15 protein-coding genes and 1 tRNA gene are annotated in these 15,074 nt (G+C 55.2%); 9 read left to right on the top strand and 7 right to left on the bottom strand.

The window, feature by feature from the left end:
• Window positions 1-104: 104 nt before the first annotated feature.
• Window positions 105-1,094: an L-glyceraldehyde 3-phosphate reductase gene (gene mgrA, locus GSQ70_RS20320; protein ID WP_158784210.1), complete on the top strand. Its 990-nt coding sequence runs from the start codon at window positions 105-107 to the stop codon at window positions 1,092-1,094.
• Window positions 1,095-1,250: 156 nt separating this feature from the next.
• Window positions 1,251-1,595 carry a DUF2502 domain-containing protein gene (locus tag GSQ70_RS20315; protein WP_158784209.1) on the top strand — a complete coding sequence of 115 codons (345 nt, stop codon included), beginning with the start codon at window positions 1,251-1,253 and terminating at the stop codon, window positions 1,593-1,595.
• Between the two features lie 56 nt (window positions 1,596-1,651).
• On the opposite strand, the gene GSQ70_RS20310 is transcribed toward GSQ70_RS20315, so the two are convergent.
• Window positions 1,652-2,890 (bottom strand): Nramp family divalent metal transporter, encoded by a 1,239-nt coding sequence (locus GSQ70_RS20310; RefSeq protein WP_158784208.1) that lies wholly within the window; start codon window positions 2,888-2,890, stop codon window positions 1,652-1,654.
• A gap of 366 nt (window positions 2,891-3,256) precedes the next feature.
• Here GSQ70_RS20310 and GSQ70_RS20305 point away from each other — a divergent pair, with 366 nt between their 5' ends.
• Window positions 3,257-4,441 carry a NupC/NupG family nucleoside CNT transporter gene (locus GSQ70_RS20305; protein ID WP_158784207.1) on the top strand — a complete coding sequence of 395 codons (1,185 nt, stop codon included), beginning with the start codon at window positions 3,257-3,259 and terminating at the stop codon, window positions 4,439-4,441.
• An 89-nt stretch (window positions 4,442-4,530) separates the two neighbouring features.
• On the opposite strand, the gene GSQ70_RS20300 is transcribed toward GSQ70_RS20305, so the two are convergent.
• The gene (locus GSQ70_RS20300; protein ID WP_158784206.1) at window positions 4,531-5,838 is read right to left on the bottom strand and encodes an NtaA/DmoA family FMN-dependent monooxygenase; all 1,308 of its coding nucleotides are present in this window, start codon (window positions 5,836-5,838) and stop codon (window positions 4,531-4,533) included.
• A 1-nt stretch (window position 5,839) separates the two neighbouring features.
• Window positions 5,840-6,760, bottom strand: coding sequence for an ABC transporter substrate-binding protein (locus GSQ70_RS20295; RefSeq protein WP_158784205.1), 921 nt, complete (start codon window positions 6,758-6,760; stop codon window positions 5,840-5,842).
• A gap of 223 nt (window positions 6,761-6,983) precedes the next feature.
• On the opposite strand from GSQ70_RS20295, the gene GSQ70_RS20290 reads away from it, so the two are divergent.
• The 4 genes from GSQ70_RS20290 to GSQ70_RS20275 are packed head-to-tail and all read left to right on the top strand — an operon-like array spanning window position 6,984 to window position 11,223.
• Entirely contained in the window at window positions 6,984-8,066 is a 1,083-nt protein-coding gene (locus GSQ70_RS20290; RefSeq protein WP_158784204.1) for an LLM class flavin-dependent oxidoreductase, read from the top strand.
• Complete coding sequence (locus tag GSQ70_RS20285; protein ID WP_158784203.1) at window positions 8,066-9,043, top strand: ABC transporter substrate-binding protein; 978 nt, start codon at window positions 8,066-8,068, stop codon at window positions 9,041-9,043. The genes GSQ70_RS20290 and GSQ70_RS20285 overlap by 1 nt, the downstream gene beginning before the upstream one ends.
• Entirely contained in the window at window positions 9,036-9,629 is a 594-nt protein-coding gene (locus tag GSQ70_RS20280; protein ID WP_158784202.1) for a cysteine dioxygenase, read from the top strand. Before GSQ70_RS20285 ends, GSQ70_RS20280 begins: the two co-directional genes overlap by 8 nt.
• Window positions 9,622-11,223 carry a rhodanese homology domain-containing protein gene (locus GSQ70_RS20275; RefSeq protein WP_158784201.1) on the top strand — a complete coding sequence of 534 codons (1,602 nt, stop codon included), beginning with the start codon at window positions 9,622-9,624 and terminating at the stop codon, window positions 11,221-11,223. The genes GSQ70_RS20280 and GSQ70_RS20275 overlap by 8 nt, the downstream gene beginning before the upstream one ends.
• A 336-nt stretch (window positions 11,224-11,559) precedes the next feature.
• Here the strand turns inward: GSQ70_RS20275 and GSQ70_RS20270 are convergent.
• Both GSQ70_RS20270 and GSQ70_RS20265 read right to left on the bottom strand, forming a co-directional pair.
• Window positions 11,560-11,635, bottom strand: a tRNA-Ala gene (locus GSQ70_RS20270).
• Complete coding sequence (locus GSQ70_RS20265) at window positions 11,626-12,018, bottom strand: hypothetical protein (protein WP_158784200.1); 393 nt, start codon at window positions 12,016-12,018, stop codon at window positions 11,626-11,628. The genes GSQ70_RS20270 and GSQ70_RS20265 overlap by 10 nt, the downstream gene beginning before the upstream one ends.
• 33 nt (window positions 12,019-12,051) lie before the next feature.
• Here GSQ70_RS20265 and GSQ70_RS20260 point away from each other — a divergent pair, with 33 nt between their 5' ends.
• Together GSQ70_RS20260 and GSQ70_RS20255 are read left to right on the top strand one after the other, a co-directional pair.
• A complete protein-coding gene (locus tag GSQ70_RS20260) occupies window positions 12,052-12,840 on the top strand; it encodes a formate/nitrite transporter family protein (RefSeq protein ID WP_158784199.1) in 789 nt (262 codons plus the stop codon).
• 138 nt (window positions 12,841-12,978) lie between these two features.
• Window positions 12,979-13,338 carry a YfeC-like transcriptional regulator gene (locus tag GSQ70_RS20255; RefSeq protein ID WP_158784198.1) on the top strand — a complete coding sequence of 120 codons (360 nt, stop codon included), beginning with the start codon at window positions 12,979-12,981 and terminating at the stop codon, window positions 13,336-13,338.
• A gap of 47 nt (window positions 13,339-13,385) precedes the next feature.
• Here the strand turns inward: GSQ70_RS20255 and gltX are convergent, their stop codons facing one another.
• Together gltX and GSQ70_RS26115 are read right to left on the bottom strand one after the other, a co-directional pair.
• A complete protein-coding gene (gltX, locus tag GSQ70_RS20250; RefSeq protein WP_158784197.1) occupies window positions 13,386-14,801 on the bottom strand; it encodes a glutamate--tRNA ligase in 1,416 nt (471 codons plus the stop codon).
• A gap of 22 nt (window positions 14,802-14,823) precedes the next feature.
• On the bottom strand, window positions 14,824-15,074 hold a 251-nt coding region (locus GSQ70_RS26115; protein ID WP_233268383.1), incomplete at its 5' end, for a hypothetical protein.

Here is a 15,074-nt window from a genome sequence, read left to right as displayed (position 1 = left end):
CAGATTTTTCCTCAAGTTGCGATCCGGGGCGCGTACCGCTTCGATGTAACCGTATACACTGCTATGCTTTCGCCACTCCGTACGCTACCGCACAGGATTTATTCATGGTTTATCAACCAGATGCAAAACGTTATCAGACAATGACCTATCATCGTTGTGGACACAGCGGCCTGAAGCTGCCTGCCATTTCCCTCGGCCTGTGGCATAACTTTGGCGACAGCACCCGCGTGGATAACAGCCGTGAACTGCTGCGCCATGCTTTTGATAACGGTATCACTCATTTCGATCTGGCTAACAATTACGGACCGCCTCCGGGTTCAGCCGAGGAGAATTTTGGCCGCATCCTGCGGGAAGATTTCCATTCACTGCGCGACGAGCTGATCATCTCTTCCAAAGCGGGATATACCATGTGGGATGGACCTTACGGTGACTGGGGTTCACGCAAGTATCTGATTGCCAGCCTTAACCAGAGCCTGAAGCGCATGGGACTGGAGTATGTGGATATCTTCTATCATCACCGCCCGGACCCTGAAACGCCGCTGGAAGAGACCATGACCGCGCTGGATCACATCGTTCGTCAGGGTAAAGCGCTGTATATCGCGCTCTCCAACTATCCGGCGGAGCTGGCCGATAAAGCCATTGCTATCCTGCGCCAGCTCGGCACCCCGTGCCTGATCCACCAGCCGAAGTATTCAATGTTCGAACGCGCGCCGGAAAACGGCCTGCTGGACGTGCTGGCGAAGGAAGGCGTGGGCAGCATTGCCTTCTCCCCACTGGCCGGTGGCGTGCTGACCGATCGCTATCTGCAGGGCATCCCGGAAGATTCCCGCGCCGCCAGCGACAGCAAATTCCTCAGCGGCGATCAGTTGACGCCGGAGAAAATGGATAAAGTGCGGCAGCTAAACGAGCTGGCACAGCAGCGCGGTCAGAAACTGTCGCAAATGGCGCTGGCCTGGGTGCTGCGCGGTAATCGCATCACTTCAGTACTGATTGGGGCCAGTAAAACCAGTCAGATTGATGATGCCGTCAGGATGCTGGAAAACCGTGAATTCAGCCAGGCTGAACTGAACCAGATTGAAGCAATTCTGAAGTAACCTCTCTCCTGCCGCAGCATGCGGCGGGAACCCTCCAGATAATTCCCAATTCCACCTTTCACCCACCCTTTCAGATTCTCCCAGGCGAAACGGCAACAATCTCTTTATAATCTCGACACCACAGCGGATCAGTTATGCCGTTGATAAGGAGAAAGTATGAAACGTTTAATTCTTGTTGCCACTTTACTGGCAAGTTTATCTCCGTTGGCAATGCACACAGCGCAGGCCGACAGCGCCAACATCACCATCGCCCCCGGCGTGAGGCTGCACATTGGTGACCGCGATCCACGCGGTATGTACTGGGATGGGGGTCGCTGGCGCGATGGCCGTTACTGGCACAATAACTACCGTTATAACGATGGCCGTTGGTGGCGGCACGAAGAGTGGCGTCGTCATGAAGAGATGCGCCGCCGTCATGAGTGGGAGCGCGAGCGCAGATGGCACGACCGTGAACGCCATCGCGAATGGCGTCACCATGAGCGCTATGATCACCACCACTGATTTCAGGCAAAAAAATGCCGCTCCTGTTCGGGAGCGGCATTTTTTATTGGCGGGCGTTATATTCCCATCGCCATCTCAACCAGCAGGTAAACATTCAGCGCCACCACGACCATCACAATCACTCTGCCGACATTCTGCATCAGCGCCGAATTAACCATATCGCCCATCAGCTCACGGTTACCGGTAAACGAGAGCAGCGGGATCAGCGCAAGCGCGATACCAAAACTCAGCAGCACCTGGCTCATCACCAAAATCCGCGTTGGCTCCCAGCCGGCCAGAATGACGATAAAGGAAGGCAGCATGGTGACCACCCGGCGAACCAGCAGCGGTATGCGCACGTGGATAAAGCCCTGCATCACCACCTGGCCTGCCATCGTCCCGACCACGGTGGAAGATAACCCTGCCGCCAGCAGACTCAGGCCAAATACCAGCGCTGCGGCGCGGCCCAGCAACGGATCGAGCGTCAGATAAGCCTGGTCGAGTTCAGCAATCCCGGTATGACCACTGAAGTGGAAAGCCGCCGCCGCCGTGGCCATCATCGCCAGGTTCACAAACCCGGCAATGGTCATGGCAATCGCCACATCCAGCTTGGTTGAAGAGTAGCGCTCGGAACGGGTGCCACCCTCCGGGCTTTGCGTCAGCGAAGAGTGCAGATAAATCACGTGCGGCATGATAGTCGCCCCCAGCACCCCGGCGGCGAGCAGCACCGCATCGGCCGTTGGCAGCGATGGCACGGCAATTCCCGCCATCAGATCGGAAATTTTCGGCTGTGAAAAGAACAGCTCAATCACATAAGCGGCTGCCACAAACAGCAGTAACCCGCCAATCACCAGCTCCAGCGGTTTCTCTCCCCTCTTCTGCAACATCAGGATCAGGAAAGTCACCACGCCGGTCAGCATTGCCCCCTGCAGCAGGCTGACGCCAAACAGCAGCTTGAACCCTATCGCCGCGCCGATAAACTCCGCGAGGTCGGTCGCCATGGCAATAATTTCTGCCTGCACCCACCAGAACCAGACGGCAGGCCGCGGGAAGCGATCGCGGATATGTTCCGCCAGATTTTTACCGGTCGCGATACCGAGCTTGGCAGACATCAGCTGGATCACCATCGCCATAATGTTGGCCCAGACCACCACCCACAGCAGCTTGTAGCCGTAGGAAGCGCCAGCCTGAATGTTGGTGGCGAAGTTACCGGGATCGATATAGCCGATCGCCGCGATGAAGGCTGGCCCCATCAAAGCAAATTTAATTTTTCGGGAACTACGGACCGTTTGCTCCGCAGTGCGGCCTTCGAACATAGTCGTACCCCTGCTAATACACCTGATTTTAATATTGTCTTTTAAGTGATAATGATTATCAAGTGCATTTAAATTGGTTATCTTTATCGCTGTAATAGCCAACGCTAAGAAATATAGCATTTGCTATACCTCACGACAAAGTACGTCATAGCCAACATCTCAGCAACAGTTTTTACTTTAGGGTAAAAAATAAGCCCCTACAAGAGATCGGGTGATTTTTTAAACAGTATCTGAATGTGACAGGCCAGAAGATTCTTACCACCGCGCGATAGGTAATTGTTATATTGCGGCGTAGGTCTCGTTTTTCTGTAACTTGTTACATAGAATGTGCAGCGAAATATAACAGCCTTCAAATTTGGAGCAATCATGTCCCGCATTCTGCATTTTGCTTTGGCGCTGGTTGTTGTGACACTGCTGGCCTTACTGGTCAGCAGCGATCGCAAAAACATTCGCGTACGTTTTATTATACAGCTTCTGGTGATTGAGGTTCTGCTCGCCTGGTTCTTCCTGAACTCAGAAGTCGGCCTCGGATTCGTAAAGGGTTTTGCGGGTCTGTTCGACAAGCTGTTGGCTTATGCCGCCCAGGGTACAAACTTTGTTTTTGGCAATATGAACGACAAAGGGCTGGCCTTCTTCTGGCTTAACGTCCTTTGCCCTATCGTGTTTATCTCCGCACTGATTGGTATTTTGCAGCACTTCCGCATTCTGCCAGTGGTGATCCGCGCTATCGGCACGGTGCTGTCGAAAGTGAACGGCATGGGGAAACTGGAATCTTTTAACGCGGTCAGCTCACTGATTTTGGGACAGTCAGAGAACTTTATCGCCTATAAAGATATTCTGGGCAAAATGTCACAACGCCGGATGTACACCATGGCGGCGACAGCGATGTCGACCGTTTCGATGTCCATCGTCGGTGCATACATGACCATGATCCAGCCGAAATACGTGGTGGCGGCGCTGATCCTCAACATGTTCAGCACCTTTATCGTGCTATCGTTGATCAACCCGTACCGTGTGGAAAGCGAAGAAGATCTGAAGCTGAACGACCTGCACAAGGGACAGAGCTTCTTTGAAATGCTGGGAGAGTATATCCTTGCCGGTTTCAAAGTGGCGGTGATCGTGGCCGCAATGCTGATTGGTTTTATCGCGCTGATTTCCGCGATTAACGCCCTGTTCGACACCATTTTCGGTATCAGCTTCCAGGGCGTGCTGGGCTACGTCTTCTACCCCTTTGCCTGGGTGATGGGCGTTCCGGCCAGCGAATCCCTGCAGGTTGGCAGCATCATGGCCACCAAACTGGTGTCGAACGAGTTTGTGGCGATGATGGATCTGCAGAAACTGGCGGGTCACATTTCACCACGCGGTGAGGGCATCCTGTCAGTGTTCCTGGTCTCCTTCGCTAACTTCTCGTCTATCGGGATTGTGGCCGGTGCGATTAAGGGCCTGAACGAAGAACAGGGTAACGTGGTCTCCCGCTTCGGTCTGAAGCTGCTGTACGGCTCAACGCTGGTCAGCGTGCTGTCGGCTTCCATCGCCGGGCTGGTGCTGTAACGGCGACCATGCAGGAAAGTTTACCCGCCCGATGAGCGGTTATGATTTGCCTGCAACCAAAAGCGGCTCCGTTAAACGGGCCGCTTTTTTTATGGTCGTGCCAGTCCCAGATGGTGACGCAGCGTGTGGCCCTGATAATCCTTTCTGAATGCACCGCGCTTTTGCAGCTCAGGGATAACATGGTCAGCAAAATCGTTCAGCGAAGCGGGCATATCCGCAGGCATCAGCACAAAACCATCACAGGCTCCCGCCTCCACCCAGGCAATCATCTCGTCCGCAATGCTTTCCGCCGTGCCCACCATGACCTGGAATGATGCGCTGGCGGCATAAGTTTTTGCCACCTCAGCCAGCGTTTTTCCGTCTTTGCGGGCCTGTGAGATAACATACTCGAATCGCCCTTTACTGCCGCTGATCAGATGATAAATATCCGGGAACAACTCATCGGGATCGTGCTGCGAAAGGTCGTAGTTCATGCTGGCTGACATAAAGCTCAGCCCGGCCAGCGGGTTCACCAGGTCGTCCAGCCGCCGCCGTTTTTCTTCTGCTTCACGCCGGGTTGCGCCGACGATGGGCATCACGCCCGGCAGCACTTTACAGGCTTCAGGAGCACGGCCAAACGCCGTCATTTCCGCCTTAAACTGCTGGTAAAATTGCCTTGCCCGCTCACGGTCTGGTTGCACAGTGAAGATCACTTCAGCCACACGTGCAGCCACATCTTTGAAATCCTGCGAGACACCAGCGAGGATCTGCACCGGCCTGCCCTGCGGCGAAGCCGCCACGGTCAGTGGCCCTTTGATCTGGAAATGGTCGCCGTGGAAATGGGTATAGCTGACCTTTCGCGGATCGACATACACGCCGCTCTCTTTGTCCGCCACTCGCGCCTCTGGCTGCCAGCTCGCCAGCAGATGATGCACGGCATCGATAAACTCGCCCGCCCGCTGATAGCGCTCCTTGTGCCCCAGATGCTGCTGGCGGCTGAAGTTGCGTGCTTCGCCATCGTTGGTAGAAGTTACGGCGTTCCACGCCATTCTGCCCGCGCTGAAATGATCGATAGTCGCGATGGTGCGGGCGGTGTGAAAAGGCTCGCCATAGGTTGTCGACACCGTGCCGCCAAGTCCAATCCGGCCGGTAAACAGGCTCAGCGCAGTCAGCAGCGCCATCGGCTCGGGCCGCGCATAACCTGGTCGGTACTGCACGGTGGTGGCAATATCATTGCCGTAAATATCATCCACCGACAGCTTGTCGGCAATAAAGGCAAAATCAAACTTCGCCTCTTCGGCTTTTTTCACCAGCGTCAGCCAGGTGCTGAGCTGCATCGGATCGTGATTATGCGCGTCAGGGTGGCGCCAGCCACCTGCATGCAGCCCGGTATCGCTGAGGTAGAGTGCCAGATGCATATTATTTGCCCTGTGACAGACTGAGGTCGATAAAGCTCGCAGCGGTCAGTGGTTTGGGGATCAGGCCATTCTTCACGTAGAAGTCAGCGGTGTTCTGCTGCACGGCCAGCACCTGCTGCTGATTGCTGTCCACGGTGTTGACCTCACGCTCTACCTTAGACAGCGCCACATCCTGCGGGATGCGCAACAGCTTGCTGATGGAAGCCGCGTAGGCTTGCGGATGCTGCTCGCCCCAGGCGCGGGCGCGGGTCAGGCGCTGGGTGAAATCCGCCAGCTCGGAACGTTTAGCCGCAATGGCGGTATTGCTGGCAATCAGATAATTGAGCGCCGGGTAATCTTTGCCGTCAGCGAGGATCTGCGCGCCGGACTGGTGAGTGGCGAACGAGACGTAGGGTTCCCACGTTGAGACAGCGTCCACTCCGCCCTGATCAAGCACCAGCGTCGCTTCGGCTGGCGTAGTAAAGACAAAGTTAACGCTTTTCGGATCGACGCCCGCTTTCGCCAGCGCCTGTAGGGCGAGGTTATGGCCGGAGGAGCCCTTAACCGTGGCAACACGTTTGCCTGCCAGATCTTTTACCGAATGGATCGGGCTGCCCTTCTTCACGATGATGGCGTTCCCGGCATATTGTGTTGCCAGAATACCTTTGGCATCCAGTCCGGCCGCCACAGCAAACGTCAGCGGCGCATCGCCCACCGAACCGGCATCAATCGATCCGGCACGCATTGCTTCCAGCAGCGGCGCGGCATTGGCAAACTCATGCCACTCAAGCCGGTAAGGCAGGTTATTCAGCTCGCCTGCGGCTTCCAGAATGGCTCTGGCGTTACCACGCTGATCGCCAACGGAAAGGGTGCTGGCGGCCAGCGCAGGTGCAGCAAAAGCCATAGTGATCAGCGCAATTAACGATATACGGTGCGTCTTCATCTGGTGTCTCAAAAAGAGGAAAACCTGAGACTAGCACTCTCTTTTTTAGAATCTAAATGCATTTCTGCGCAATATTTATGCTAATGAGACATAAGCCGCCAGGGGGCGATTAGCTGTTTTTCAACATAGCTTTGCACATTTATGAATTTCACAGCTAAAGCCTCCGAACGTAGGGTTTTCTCTTCAGTGCCGATCCACCGGCCCTCACCTCGGAGAAAATCTTATGAGCATCCAGTTTCTCGGCATGATTGGCCATCGTCTGGCTTCGGAAATCATCCCGGCCAGCGGCCCTCTCTTCAATAAGCAGTACATTGCTGACTTCGCCCGCGCCCATGAACAGGCCGGATTTGACCGCGTACTGGTGGGTTACTGGTCAGATCAACCGGACGGTTTTCTGGTTACTGCCCACGCGGCAGCCAATACTTCCACGCTGAAATTTCTGTTGGCACACCGCCCTGGGTTTGTTTCACCAACGCTGGCGGCACGTAAACTGGCCACGCTCGATCATCTGACCGAAGGGCGTCTGGCGGTGCATATCATCAGTGGCGGTAATGACGCCGAGCAGCGTCGGGACGGTGATTTCCTGAATAAAACCCAGCGCTACGAGCGCACCGACGATTTCCTTAGCGTGCTGCGCCAGAGCCTCTCTTCTGAGCAGCCGTACGATCATCAGGGCGAACACTATCAGGTAGAGCAGGCTTATTCGGCGGTGAAGCCGGTGCAGTCCAGCCTGCCGGTCTATTTTGGTGGCTCCTCGCCGGAGGCGATAGAGGTGGCGGCACGTCATGCCGACGTTTTTGCGCTATGGGGCGAGCCGCTGGCTGGTGCAGCGGAAACGGTGCGTACCGTACGTGCTGCTGCAGCCCGTCATGGCCGACAGATTGGCTTCAACATCTCCTTTCGCCCGATTATCGCCGCGACGGAAAAAGAGGCGTGGGAAAAAGCAGAATATATTCGCGAAACCGCCCGTAAAAAGCTGATCGAATCCGGGCATGACTTCGGGCTGCCGAAACCGCAAAGCGTCGGCGCACAACGCCTGATGGCCGCAGCAAATGAAGGCGAACGGCTGGATAAAAACCTCTGGACCGGCATCGCCAAACTGGTGGCGGGTGGCTACAACTCGACTTCTCTGGTAGGGACTGCGGATCAGGTATCGGATGCGCTACTGGATTACTACAACCTCGGCATTGAAAGCGTGCTGATCCGCGGGTTCGATCCGCTGAATGATGCAGTGGAATACGGCAAAGAGCTGATTCCACTAACGCGGGAGAAAGTGGTAGCCCGCCGTGTGGCAAGGAGTGCCTGATGCGTCGTTCGTTGTTGCTTGCCGTTTTGCTGTCCGCCGTCACCGCTTCTGCTGTCGCGGCAGAGAAAGTTACCCTGCGGCTGGGAGATGTTAAAGGGGACCGTTTTATCTCTCTGCGGGAATCAGGCCAGTTAGATAATCTGCCCTACGATTTGAAACTGACCTCGTTTGATTCTGGCGCGCCGGTGCAGGAAGCGCTGAATGCGGGCGCGCTGGACGTCGGTTTTACCGGCGATCTGCCATTCCTGTTTGTCTTTGCTGCGGGCGCGCCGGTGAAAGCAGTGGGGGCCTGGCAGAATAATCCGGACAGCATCGCCCTGCTGACCCGCTCTGATTCCGGGATCCACAGCCTGAAAGACCTGAAGGGCAGGCAGATTGCCGTTAACCGCGGCGGCTGGGGCCATTATCTGCTGCTCGGCCTGCTGGAGCGTGCCGGGCTGAAACCTTCCGACGTCACGATGCGGTTCCTCGGCCCGGTGGATGGCCGCGCGGCCCTTGCCAGCCATTCGGTGGATGCCTGGGCAACCTGGGAACCTTACGTCTCTTCTGCGGTAGTGGTCGATCAGGACATTCTGGTGCCGCAGGGCGGCGGTAAAGGTATCCTTTCCGGCTATTCGTATGCGCTGGCCCGGGAAGAAGCGCTGAAAGATCCGCAAAAACGTCAGGCGATAGCCGATCTGCAGTCCAGGCTGGCGAAAGCGCAAATCTGGGCGGCTCAGCATCCTGAAGCGTTTGCCAAAGCCCTGTCGACATCACTGGGGATGCCGGAAAAAATCACTCAGCGCTGGATAGCCAGCGCGCAGATCCGCCCGGTGGATTTCACCCCGAAACTGGCGGATACGTTGCAGCAATCTGCTGATTTCTTCTATCAAAATCACGTCCTGCCGAAGGCGGTCAACGTCCATCAGGCCTTTGATTACAGCCTGTCGGCACAGGCCAATCAGGTGGCGGACAGCCAGGAGGCTAAGCATGAGTGAAATACAGTATCATCGCCTGCGAGTTTTTGTCGGCGGGCTGGCAGAGCTGCTGGATAAACCGAACAGCGAAGCAGAGATCCTGAGCGGTGGCAGTCAGCTGCTGGCGGAGTTAATCCGCCATGATGACTGGCTGGCGGATGAGTTTGCCCGTCCCAGTCCGCAACGCTATCAACAGTATTTGCTGCATGCAGATGCCCGGCAGCGCTTCTCGGTTGTGAGTTTTGTCTGGGGGCCTGGCCAGTCCACGCCGGTACACGATCACCGCGTGTGGGGATTGATTGGCATGCTGCGTGGCGCTGAGGTTTCGCAAAACTTCCGTCGCGATGAACGCGGTCGCCTGCATGAAGAAGGTCAGCCGGTACGGCTCAATCCCGGCGACGTGGAAGCCGTATCGCCCGATATTGGTGATATTCATCGCGTGAGTAACGCTTTTGACGATCGGACCTCTATCAGTATTCATGTTTATGGCGGCAATATCGGGGCAGTGAAACGGGCGGTTTATGCTGAAGACGGCAGCGAAAAACCGTTTATCTCCGGCTATAACAACGCCTTTTTACCCAATATCTGGGATCTCTCACATGGCTGAAATTCTCACTCACCGTCGCTATGACAAACTCCGTCAGGCGCTGTTAAACCGCCAGGAAGTGGCACTGATCGACGTGCGCGAAGAGGCTGCGTATGCTGAAGGGCATCCGCTTTTCGCAGTGAATATTCCGCTGTCGAAGCTGGAAATTGAGATCCTTAACCGCGTGCCGCGCCTGGCTACTCAGGTCACCGTTTACGATAACGGTGAAGGGCTGGCGAAACGGGCTGTCGTTCGCCTGACGGCTCTCGGATACACCGACGTTGCGCTGTTGGAAGGCGGGCTTGCGGGCTGGCGCGAAGCGGGCGGCGAAGTATTTATTGACGTTAACTCACCGAGCAAGGCGTTTGGCGAGCTGGTGGAGAGCCGCAGCCATACGCCTTCTTTGCCAGCGGAAGAGGTACAGGCGCTGTTGCAAAGCGGTGAACCGGTGGTGGTACTCGACAGCCGTCGCTTCGATGAATACCAGACGATGAGCATTCCGGGCAGCATCAGCGTGCCGGGAGCAGAACTGGTGCTGCGCGTGCGGGATTTAGCGCCCTCGCCCACCACCAAAATTATTGTTAACTGCGCAGGCCGCACGCGCAGCATTATCGGCACCCAGTCGCTGGTTAATGCCGGGATTCGTAACCCGGTATGGGCACTGAGAAACGGCACCATCGGCTGGACTCTGGCCGGACAGCCGCTGGAGTACGGTCAGTCACGTCGTTACGGTGAAGTCAGTGACACAGCGCGAGTGCAGGCTGCACGCAGCGCACGTGAAGTTGCTGAACGGGCTGGCGTGAAGCACATCACATCAGGACAGTTGCATGAATGGCAGCAGTCTCAGCAAACGGTTTATCTTTTCGACGTACGTGATGCCAGTGAATACGCCGAAGGCCATCTGCCCGGTTCGCGTCACGTGCCTGGCGGGCAACTGGTGCAGGAGACAGACCACTATGCCAGCGTGCGCGGTGCGAAAGTGGTACTGGCAGACAGCGAAGGCGTACGCGCCAATATGAGTGCCTCGTGGCTGGCGCAAATGGGCTGGGATGTCGCCGTGCTGGACGGCCTGACAGCCGCTGACTTCAGCGTCAGCGGCGGATGGACGCCTGAGGTGCCGCCATTGCCAGCACGCGAAGAGGTTGAACCGGCTCATCTGGCCGAACTGCTGGCTGCGGGAGGAACGCAGGTACTGGATTTCACTACCAGCGCCAACTACGTTGCGGGCCATATTCCTGGTGCAGCATGGCTGACACGTGCGCTTCTCGCGGTAACCGACGCGGCTGCCTTACCGAAAGCAGAGCGTTATGTGGTGACCTGCGGCAGCAGCCTGCTGGCCCGCTATGCCATTGATGAAGTGGCAAAGCTGACCGGTAAACCCGTTGCGGTGCTGAAAGGCGGTAACGCCGCATGGAAAGCCGCAGAGCTGCCTGTGGAAAGAGGCGAAACGCGGCTGCTGCAGGAGAGAAACGATCGTTACCGCCGCCCGTATGAAGGCACGGATAATTCCACACAGGCGATGCAGGCTTATCTGGACTGGGAGTTTGGGTTGATTGCACAGCTGGATCGCGACGGGACGCATGGATTCAACGTGGTGACGCAAACGGTGCGATAAATGACAGAATAAGCTCATCTGACCAGATGGGCTTTTTTTATGACCGAGACTGCCATACCTCCTGAAAAGCAGATTATTATCCTCAACAGATATCTAAAGTATGGCGTCACGGGCCGGTAAGAAATTATCCAGAACTGGGCATTAGTGTAGATATTCATTTTGGCAGGGATAGGGCTGAGTCGCAGGCAGAGAACGCTATAAGTACCATTGCCTGTTGTGCGACTAAACAAAGCCGTACATTCGGTTCGACTATGAACAGGGAAATTTTCTTTTTTGCGGACGGCAGAAACAAAAAAACTCTGCCGGGGCAGAGTCTTTTCAGACAACATTGTAATTTGGTGGAGATAAGCGGGATCGAACCGCTGACCTCTTGCATGCCATGCAAGCGCTCTCCCAGCTGAGCTATACCCCCGAACCGAAAAACCTTGTCGTCTCGACGGCGGGGATAATATGAAACAGCGTCGGTGGTGTCAACGGCAAATTGCCAATCTGTGGTTGATCGCTGAAAAAGCCGCCAAGGCGCTGAATAAATGCCTGATCTGCCCAGCAGTCGGTCAGCACAAACCACCAACACTCGCCAGCTGCATGCGAGAAAATGATGCGCAGAGTGCAATTATGTAGTGATACGGCTGCAATCACAGACTCACAATGGCAATCATGTAAATAAGGCGTTAAACACAGCGCTGACTGGCGCTTGTTTTTGTTAAATTCTCGTGCAAAACTGCCCGCGTTTTCGAATGCCGGACCCCTCTCAGCGCTGGATGCGCGCGTTGTCAACGCGACGGAGCCGGCCATTCTTTCTTCTACTCCATAAGAATCAGAGCCACTATGTCCTTGCATTCACCGAAAGAAATCGCAGCGGTCGCCATCCAGTCTGGCGTCACCAAAAGTCATTTATCCATTCCTTCTTTACTGATCCTCGGTTTCCTGGCCGGCGCATTTATCGCTACCGGATTTCTGCTGGATATCCACGTCATCAATCAGCTCCCTGCTGAATGGGGTTCCTTTGGCGGCTTGCTGGGCGCAGCGGTGTTCCCGGTGGGGATTATCCTGACCGTGCTGGCAGGCGGTGAACTGCTGACCGGCAATATGATGACATTGCCAATCGCCTGGTTTGCCCGTCAGGTCAGCGGGTACAGCGTGCTGCGCAACTGGTTCTGGGTGACTCTGGCCAACTTTATCGGCAGCATCGCGGTAGCGTGGTTCTTTGGTCACCTGTTGGGCATGACAGAGGGGGACTATCTGAAAAAGAGCGTGGCTATTGCTAACGCCAAGGTACATGCCGACTTTATGCACGCTTTTATTTCCGGTATTGGCTGTAACTGGCTGGTTTGCCTGGCGACATGGCTGGCCTTTGCCAGTAAAGACGTGGTGGGAAAAATTTTCGGCATGTGGTTCCCGGTGATGGCGTTTGTGGCCATTGGCTTCCAGCACGTGGTGGCGAACATGTTTATCATCCCTGCCGCCATCTTTGCCGGTCAGATGAGCTGGGCGGATTATCTGCCTAATTTTGTTGCAGTATTTTTAGGTAATGCTGTTGGTGGTGGGGTTTTTGTCGGCCTGGCTTACTACCTGGCCTGGCGTCCTCAGAATGAGTCGGTTACCGCCTCCCGCTGATTTTTTCCCCTCTGCCATCCGGCAGAGGGGTTGCTTTCCTGAGATATGTCAATTATTAGTCCCTCCTGTTAGTTGTTCACACAACAATTTCCTGTAATATGTACCCGTTACAAATAAACGCAAAAAGGATATTGCATAATGAAAAAGGAATGGTTAACGCCAGAAGAACTGGCGCAGGAAACGGGTTTCAGTCGGCAAACCATCAATAAATGGGTTAAGAAAGAGCAATGGACAACGGTGCCAAAACCCGGTGTTCAGGGCGGCAAAGCCCGTATGATCCATATTGATGAAAACGTCAGAAACTTTTTAAAGTCTACCCGACACGTTGCCGAGCCAACCGCGACTTACCGCGTGACACAAAACTCCCTTCCCGCTCTTCTGATGACTTCCATCCAACAAATGAACACGGAAGAACAGGAACAGCTTTACTCGTTACTGTTACGTGAAGGCATACAAGGCATGCTGCTCCGTCTGGAGATCGGCCAGCCAGAGAAGTAAAAAAAACCGGCCATCTGGCCGGTTTGTCATTTCTGCAGTGTTGCTGATTAAGCCTGGGCTTCGCGTTCCGCGATAAAGCCCAGCGCTTTCTCAATACGCGCGATGGAGCGGGACTTGCCGATAGCCTGTACCGTGACATCCAGCCCCGGAGACTGGCCGGCACCGGTCACCGCAACTCGCAACGGCATGCCAACCTTGCCCATTCCCACTTCCAGCTGATCGGCCGCGCCCTGAATGGCGTCATGCACGTTTTCAGCAGTCCAGTCAGTAATAGCAGACAGTTTGTCACGCACCACTTCCAGCGGCTGACGGGCCACCGGACGCAGGTGTTTTTTAGCCGCATCGGCGTCAAATTCGCTGAAGTCTTCATAGAAATAGCGGCAGGAAGCAGCCATCTCTTTCAGCGTTTTGCAGCGTTCGCCCAGCAGCCTGACCAGCTGCGCCAGTTCAGGACCGGTGCGGGTATCGATTTTTTCCTGCTCGATATGCCACTGCAGGTGGGTGGCAACGTATTCCGGAGCCAGGCTGTTAATATAGTGATGGTTCAGCCACTGCAGTTTTTCAGTGTTAAACGCACTGGCAGATTTACTGACTGCATTCAGATCGAACAGCTGCTTCATCTCCTCAATGCTGAAAATCTCCTGATCGCCGTGGGACCAGCCCAGACGCACCAGATAATTCAGCAATGCTTCCGGCAGGTAGCCGTCATCCCGGTACTGCATCACACCTACCGCACCGTGGCGTTTGGAGAGTTTTTTACCGGCGTCGCCGAGGATCATCGAAACGTGAGCATAAACCGGCACTTCTGCGCCGATCGCTTTAAGAATGTTGATCTGGCGCGGCGTGTTGTTGATGTGGTCTTCACCGCGGATCACATGGGTGATTTGCATATCCCAGTCATCGATCACCACGCAGAAGTTATAGGTCGGCGCGCCGTCAGTACGACGAATGATCAGATCGTCCAGCTCCTGATTGCTGAATTCGATCGGGCCACGGATCTGGTCGTCGAAAATAACCGAGCCTTCCAGCGGGTTGCGGAAGCGAACCACACAAGGTTCGTCATCAGCATGATGTTCGTGGCTGTCGCGGCAGCGGCCGTCATAGCGAGGCTTCTCATTATTCGCCATCTGCTCTTCACGCAGCGCTTCCAGACGCTCTTTCGAGCAGTAGCATTTATAGGCCGTGCCCGCTTTCAGCATGTCATCAATCACCGCGTTATAGCGGTCAAAGCGTTTGGTCTGGTAGTACGGGCCTTCATCCCAGTCGAGGCTCAGCCAGTTCATGCCATCCATGATCGCGTCAATAGCTTGCTGAGTGGAGCGTTCCAGATCCGTGTCTTCTATACGCAGCACGAACTCACCGCCCTGATTGCGGGCAAACAGCCAGGAGTACAGTGCGGTACGAGCGCCGCCAACGTGCAGGTAGCCGGTCGGGCTGGGTGCAAAGCGGGTTTTGATTTTCATTAACAGCTGCCTTATTACGCTATCAGAATCGGCCATCGCCGGGGAGGTCTGATAAAGACCAAAAGAAAGTGGGCAACATTCTACCATCTGAAGACGAATCCTCAACGGCATTCCCCGGCTTCCATACCGTCTTCGGTGGAAAAGACAACAGCAGGCTGCTGTTTTTGCACAAAACCCCAACATCTTGTTTAATTTTAAGACGAACGCACATTTTCGTTTTAAAAACCGTTGACTCATTTCCCGCGATCCCTATAATGCGACTCCACACAGCGG

Origin of the sequence: Pantoea sp. BAV 3049 (assembly GCF_009765445.1) — a bacterium.
Lineage (GTDB): Bacteria > Pseudomonadota > Gammaproteobacteria > Enterobacterales > Enterobacteriaceae > Erwinia.
Note: the sequence above shows the minus strand (reverse complement) of the source record. Positions and strands in the feature narration are given on the sequence as shown.